Source organism: Streptomyces sp. NPDC003042, assembly GCF_053591315.1.
Window position 1 is genome coordinate 1 of sequence record NZ_JBSFTP010000150.1, and the last position, 6,748, is coordinate 6,748.

Annotated in this window: 6 protein-coding genes and 2 pseudogenes; 7 read left to right on the forward strand and 1 reads right to left on the reverse strand. The window is 72.7% G+C overall.

Annotated features, from left to right (window positions below):
- Positions 1–70 precede the first annotated feature (70 nt).
- The 7 genes and pseudogenes from ACWDYJ_RS35590 (at position 71) to ACWDYJ_RS35620 (ending at position 5,823) form a co-directional block, all read left to right on the forward strand.
- Entirely contained in the window at positions 71–310 is a 240-nt protein-coding gene (locus ACWDYJ_RS35590; protein ID WP_451569750.1) for a hypothetical protein, read from the forward strand.
- A 133-nt stretch (positions 311–443) separates the two neighbouring features.
- Positions 444–734 carry a hypothetical protein gene (locus ACWDYJ_RS35595; protein ID WP_451569751.1) on the forward strand — a complete coding sequence of 97 codons (291 nt, stop codon included), beginning with the start codon at positions 444–446 and terminating at the stop codon, positions 732–734.
- Positions 735–1,036: 302 nt separating this feature from the next.
- A pseudogene (locus tag ACWDYJ_RS35600) lies at positions 1,037–1,157 on the forward strand (IS982 family transposase); the annotation flags it as partial.
- Positions 1,158–1,565: 408 nt separating this feature from the next.
- Positions 1,566–1,949: a VOC family protein gene (locus tag ACWDYJ_RS35605; protein ID WP_451569755.1), complete on the forward strand. Its 384-nt coding sequence runs from the start codon at positions 1,566–1,568 to the stop codon at positions 1,947–1,949.
- A gap of 96 nt (positions 1,950–2,045) precedes the next feature.
- A complete protein-coding gene (locus ACWDYJ_RS35610; protein ID WP_451569752.1) occupies positions 2,046–3,410 on the forward strand; it encodes a pyridoxal phosphate-dependent decarboxylase family protein in 1,365 nt (454 codons plus the stop codon).
- Positions 3,411–3,873: 463 nt separating this feature from the next.
- Positions 3,874–4,305 carry a hypothetical protein gene (locus ACWDYJ_RS35615; protein WP_451569753.1) on the forward strand — a complete coding sequence of 144 codons (432 nt, stop codon included), beginning with the start codon at positions 3,874–3,876 and terminating at the stop codon, positions 4,303–4,305.
- A 124-nt stretch (positions 4,306–4,429) separates the two neighbouring features.
- Positions 4,430–5,823: pseudogene (locus ACWDYJ_RS35620) on the forward strand (serine hydrolase domain-containing protein).
- 13 nt (positions 5,824–5,836) lie between these two features.
- On the opposite strand, the gene ACWDYJ_RS35625 reads toward ACWDYJ_RS35620, so the two are convergent.
- The coding region (locus tag ACWDYJ_RS35625; RefSeq protein WP_451569754.1) for an MFS transporter at positions 5,837–6,748 on the reverse strand (912 nt) is incomplete at its 5' end.

Here is a 6,748-nt window from a genome sequence, read left to right on the forward strand (position 1 = left end):
ATCGCGCCGCTCAGGCGGCATCGCACCTCCCGGTCGCCGGAGTTTCGAACAGCTCCCGAGGCTTATACGGGTGAAGATCCTGGACGAGATCCCGAGGCTTCCGTCGTCGACCCTCAGCGGCTGGCGGATGGCCGTGCCCGGGGCGTCGTACGGGGGGGTCTTCGAGGCCCTGGGCCTGCACGACCGCCGGCCCGTCACGGTCGCCGCCGGCATCCAGGCGGCGGAGAGCCGGGAGATCCGGCTACCCGGGCCGGACGGCGCCGGCCGCACCGTGGGGCGGGCCTTCGTCACCCCGGAGCTGAACGGCTGACGCCTGGTCTTCGGTCCCTTCGACCTGCTCGTCGACGACCCAGGGACGGCATGATCGAGACGGTCGAGCGGGTCAGCGTCCACTGCGGCCAGGCCCAGTTCTTCTTCCTGGACCACGCCGGCGGCTCCGACGTGTGGATGGTCGCCGAGAACGGCCGGGTATCCGTCAGTACGCCGCCGAGGGCGACCCCGAATGGGAGGGCGACCCGCTGCCGTGGGAGACCCTCGCGGTCGACGAACCGGGCTTCGACCCCGAGTACGACGAGGCCAATGCGGGCACCACGGGCGCCCGGTCCGCCTGTGGGTCCCTCTCGGTCGAGCCCGGCGAGGTCGGCCCGGATACCGAGGTGCGCGGCCACGGCTGGCTGGCCCTCACCGCAGCGGGCGTCAGCCACGGCGCGTTCCCCGGGACGCTTCGCATCTGAGGCGCACCGTCAGCGGCCCCGGCACCAGCCGTCGGCGGCCCCGCCCCGGCCCCGGCCGTCGGTCCTGCCTCGGCGCCCGCCCGCGGGGCGCCCCGCGAACCTTGATGCGCGGCCTGCGCGCAGTCGCGTCCCGCCGGCGATGGGCCGGCCGACCGGCGATCGACGGGGGCGTCGCGCACCCCAGCACAGCCCGTCCCGCTACCCTGCGGGCCGCTTCCAACGCCAACCGGGGCCGACTGGATGAATGAGTCCGAAGTCTGTGCTGGTCGCGACCATGGCGAGGGACGCCCGTTGGTGAGTGTGTGAAGACAAATCTGGACGCCGTTCTGGCCGCACTGTACGTCTTCGACGACCACGTGGCGCCTTGTCGCCGGATCGGGCGACCCCCGAAACTGACGGACGCCGAACTGCTGCGCCTGGCACTCCTCCATGAGGGTCCGCCGGCGCTGCGCGGCGCGCCCGAGGAGCGTCTCGTACGCAGCTTCGGCCGAGACCCCCACTTCGGCCATGAGAGCGCCCTTGTCCCGCTCCAGTACGGTCGAGGCCACCGCGATCCCTTCCATGGCCGCGCTCTCGGACCGCAGCCTGGCCACCGCCTTCGCCAGAGCCAGCACGTCGGAGCCGGCGGACGCGGACTCGCCGGGGACCACCGAATCCCTGTGCATGCTTCGAGCATCCCACGTCTGCCACGGTGGACACCGACTGCACCTTCCCGCCCCGGGGTCGCGGAGGCCGCCGCCTGCCTGGCAGGTGCCGCCGAAGGCCTCACGGGCGCGCGGTGGCGGGCCGGGCATCGTGGACGGCGGTCCCGGTCTGCGCGAGGGTGGGGTCATGGTGCACGTACTGGGCAGCAGGGTTCTGCTGCGTCCCACGGACCCCGAGCGCTCACGCGCCTTCTACGGCGACATCCTGGGGCTCGCCGTCTACCGCGAGTTCGGCACCGGCCCCGAGCGCGGCACGGTCTACTTCCTCGGCGGCGGCTTCCTCGAGGTGTCGGGGCGCGCCGAGACGCCGCCCGCGCCGGGGCTGCGGCTGTGGCTCCAGGTCGCGGACGTACAGGCGGCGTACGAGGAGCTGCGCGGCCGGGAGGAGGTGCTGCGGCCTCCGCTGCGCGAGCCCTGGGGCCTGATCGAGATGTGGATCGCCGACCCCGACGGCGTGCGGATCGCCGTCGTGGAGGTACCGGCGGACCACCCGCTGCGCTTTCGCCCCTGATCCGGGCGGAGCGTGCCGGGCCTCACCGCGCGCATGGGGGGCGACCGGGCGGGGCGTGGTTTGCGTGGCGTGGGTGGCGGTCTCATAGTCCGAGGTATGGACGCGCGAGAGGCGGCGCTGCGACAGGCACACGGCCATGCCGTCCGCTGGCTGGCGAGCCTGTCCGACCGGCGGGTTCCCGCGCGGGCTTCGGTCGACGAGATCGTGCGCGCGCTCGGTGCCGACCTGCCCGACGGTCCCGGCGTGCCCGCAGACGTCGTCGACCTGCTGGCCACGGCCTGCGAGCCCGGGCTCACCGCGTTCCCCAGCGGCCGCTTCTACGGCTTCGTGGTCGGTGGGACCGAACCCGCCGCGCTGGCCGCGGACTGGCTGGTCAGTGCTTGGGACCAGAACTCCGTGATGCGTGCCGCCTCGCCCGCGTACAGCGCGGTGGAGGACGTCGCCGGCGCGTGGCTGCTGGATCTGCTCGGCCTGCCGGGCGACAGCGCCGTCGGTTTCACCACCGGCGCCACGATGGCGAACTTCACCTGCCTCGCCGCAGGGCGCGACGCGGTGCTGCGGCGCGCCGGCTGGAACGTCGCCCATGACGGACTCCAGGGCGGGCCGGCCGTACGCGTCATCGCCGGCGAGGACCGCCACATCGCCGTTGACCTGGCTCTGCGCTACCTGGGGCTCGGCACGCCCGAACTGGTGAAGGCGGACGACCAAGGACGCATCGAGCTCGGGGCGCTGCGGCACGCCCTGGCGGCCAGCGGCCGGGGCCCCACGCTCGTGGTCCTCCAGGCCGGGGACATCCACTCCGGGGCCTTCGACCCGTTCCCGGAGGCGATCCGTGCCGCGCGGGAGGCGGAGGCGTGGGTGCACGTCGACGGGGCCTTCGGACTGTGGGCGGCCGCCTCCCCCGCGTACGCACACCTGACGGCGGGCAGCGCCGACGCCGACTCCTGGGCGACGGACGCGCACAAGACCCTGAACGTCCCCTACGACTGCGGCCTCGCCCTCGTGCGCGACCCGTCCGCGCTCCGGGCGGCGATGGGCATGCACGGTGACTACCTCATCCAGCACGAACAGGGCGACCCCATCGACAAGGTCCCCGAACTCTCCCGGCGCGGCCGGGCCTTCCCCGTGTGGGCCGTACTCCGGTGCCTCGGCCGGTCGGGGGTGGCCGGGCTCGTCGAGCGGCTCTGCGGGCACGCCTCCGCCTTCGCGGCCGGTATCGCCGAGATCGACGGCGCGACGGTCCTCAACGACGTGGTGTTCACCCAGGTCTGCGCCGAGTTCGGGGACGACGCCCGTACCGAACAGGTCCTCACGCGGCTCCTCGACGACGGTACAGCGTGGATCAGCGGTTCCACGTGGCACGGCCGACGCGTCATGCGGATCTCGGTGAGCAACTGGTCGACGACCGACGAGGACGTGACGCGCGCGCTCGGTGCGATCCGGCGCGCGGCCACCGCCTGACGCCGCGCGGGACACCCTGGGTCAAGGGGTGTGGATCACCCGAACAGCCGGGCGGCGAAGGTCCAGCAGATAGGGGAGCACCTTCTCGCGTGTGACGATCGTCCGGCGTGCGGCGCCCCCCCTGGCCGCCGCCGTCGGACCACGCGACCACGTCGTCGGCGAGCAGCTGCTCGGACTCCCGCTGTTCCCCGGTTTCCGTCGAACTACGCGTCAACAGCTTCCGTGGGCATGTCCGTAGCATGCCAGGCGCGGTTCGGCCCCCTGTGCCCTCCTGCACGTGGTCAGTCATGGCGGGTCAGGGCCGCGGCAGCGCCGGCCCGCGGGGGGCAGTCAAAGGTGGCCGGACCGTCCGGTGGGCCACTCGCCTCCGGTGGGGACCGCCGGGCAGGGAAGGGAGCCCGTGGAGGTGTGCCCTACCTTGGGGGCCTGCCGCGCGAGAAGCCGCCGGGAAAGGAAACGAACCATGACCCTGCGGAGCTACCGCTACAAGGTGCAGAAGGCCGGTTTCGGACTGTTCCTCGGAATCAAGGCCGAGGTCGCCCGCCTGGCGACCCCGCCGGCCGTCGGCGCCCCCGTCTCCGGCCGGGTCTGGCTGGACGCCTCCGAAGTCGAGAACGCCTTCTACGGGAACCGGCTCGAGCTGAACGAACGCGAGATCGGCTGGCTGCGGCACGGCCTGGGCAAGGTGTCCGACGGCATCGAACGCGTCGAGACCAGGCCGTACCTCCTGATCGGGGTCCGGGCCCTGGAGATCGTCGAGGTGGACTACCACGAGGTGGCCCTCGCTCCGGCGATCGTCGGATGGGCCACCGAGGAGTTCGCCCTGCAACCCCGCACCTGCGTGGTCCGTCGTGACGGCGCCACCGGGCGGCTCGCCATCGAATGGAACGAGTGATCAGCACGTGCCGCCGTGCGGCCGGCCTTGCCACCGGGCCGGGCCCGTCGCCCCTGATCGAGCGGGCGGGGCGGGAAGTGACAAATGTAATGGCCTGTCAAGATGCTTCTCCTTCCGGAGGTTGATGCCTGTTTGGTCCTGGCGGAGGAAGAGGCGCCGCCGGGTCGGCGGCGAGACTCGAGGTGTCCCAGATCGCCGGGCCCCACCGGGCCACCGACGAGGAGTCGCCTTGCCCCACACCCGTCCTGCCGACCACCCCGCCGACCGATCCGCCGACCGTCCCCGACGGCGGCTGCGCCGTGCCGCCGCGGCGAGTGCCGTGGCCCGTGGCCCTGCTGGCGGGCCTCGCCCCGGCCGCGAGCGCGGCCGGGCAGGGCCCGCTTCCCGCTTCCGCTCCCTGCCACGAACCGGCACTTCGACCGGACGCCCGGCCCGGCCCGACCTCCGGCACCGCGTCGGCAGCGTCACCAAGACGTTCACCGCCGTCGCCGTACTCCAGCAGTCCGCGAAGGGCCGGATAGACCTGGACCGCCCGGTCGGCGACTACGTACCCGAACTGCTGCCCGGCGAGCGTGGCCGCAAGGTGACCGTACGCATGCTCCTCAACCACACCAGCGGTATAGACGACTACATCCTGGACGCCTTCCCCTCCCTTCAGAACCGGACCACGGACAGCTTGGACGACCAGCGGCTGCGCACGGTGGAGCCCGCCGAGCTGATCGGCTACGGGGACGCCCGGCCGCAGCTGTTCGAACCCGGCACCGACTGGGCCTACTCGAACACCAACTACCTGCGGCTGGGCGAGGTGCTCCGCGAGGTGACCGGCCAGGACCCGGAGCGGCTGATCGCCCAGGACGTGATCCGGCGGGCAGGCCTGCGGAACACCTACTTCCGGGCACCGACCCGCGCATCCGCGGCGCTCACCCCCGGATGTACGAGAACTTCTACGGGCTCATCGACCCGCCGCGCGACTACAGCGTCTACAGCATGACCTGGGCCGGCACCGCGGGCGCCCTCGTCTCCACCCCGCAGGACCTCAACACCTTTTACCGCGCCCTGCTGACCCGCGACCTCCTGCCGCGTCGCCAGCTGGACCAGATGCGCACCACCGTCGACGTCAAGAACGAGAAGGGAACGGTGGTCATGCGCTACGGCCTCGGCATCTACACCATGGACACGCCGTGCGGCCCGGCCTGGGGCCACGACGGGGCCGTCTGGGGCGCCGGCACCTCGGCCATGTCCAGCCCGGACGGCACCCGGCAGTTCGCGGTCGGCTACCACCTGATGAAGTACCAGCATCCCAACGCCGACGGCACCGCCTTCGACCCCCACCCGGCCGACGCCGCCCTGGTGGACTACCGCGACCAGGCCCTCTGCGGCACCACCGCGCCGCGTACGCCGGACCCGGCCGGGGACCGTGGCGTCGAGGCCCCGACCACCGCGATCCCGGCCGCACCCCGCGCGCTGCCCCCGGCCGTCCCGGCGCTCCCCGGACCGCTCGCGGCCCCCGTTCGCTGAGCCGGACGGGACGTCAGCAACGACGGCCCCTGGGTGGTGGCGGCGGATGCGCTCCGGCTTCCCCCTCACGCCTGAACAGGGCAACGAGGAAGGTCAGGGCGATCCCCGCCGCCACCACGAACAGGGTGGTGCTGATCCCGTGCGCCGTCCCGCTGCGCAGCTGCTCACCCGTCAGGCCGTCGAGGCCGGCCGTCGCCACGAGTACCAGGACGGCGAGCCCCATGGCGGCGCCCATCCCCGAGCCGGTCGAGGCGATGCCCGAGGCGATGCCCTGATCCGCGTCGGGCACGCCGGTTCCGGCGGCGATGAACATGGCGGTGAAGACGATCCCGTCACCGATGCTGAGGGCGACGAGCCCGGGGAGCAGCGCGGTGTAGGAGCCGTCCGGGGAGATCGCGAAACCGAGCAGGACGGCGCCGAGCGCACCGATGGCGAGAGCGCCGAGGAGCGTGGGTCGCAGACCGCATCGCGTCACCAGTTGGCCGGCGGTCGTCGACCCGGCGACGACGACCGCCGTCGGGATCAGGAATCCGGCGCCGGTCTGCAAGGCGTCGTAGCCGAGGACCTCTTGGAAGTAGATCGAGAGGAAGTACAGCACCGAGCCGAATGTAGCCATGAACATGAAGGCGATGACGAGGCTGGTGATGAGGCTGCGGTTGGCGAGCAGCCGCGGCGGCACGAGCGGGTCGCTGCTGCTCCGCTCGACGAGCGCGAAGACTCCCAGCAGGAGCAGCCCGGCCGCCGCGCTGACGAGGATGCCGGGCGAGAGCCAGCCCAGTGCCGGTCCTTGCACCAGTGCGAACACGATCGATGTGACCCCGAGGGTGACGCTGAGCGCACCGGGCAGGTCGAACCTGCGTCCTCTGTCGCGCTGTCGGTCCTTCGGGATCAGCACGAAGGCGAGGAGCAGGGCGGGAAGGGCCAG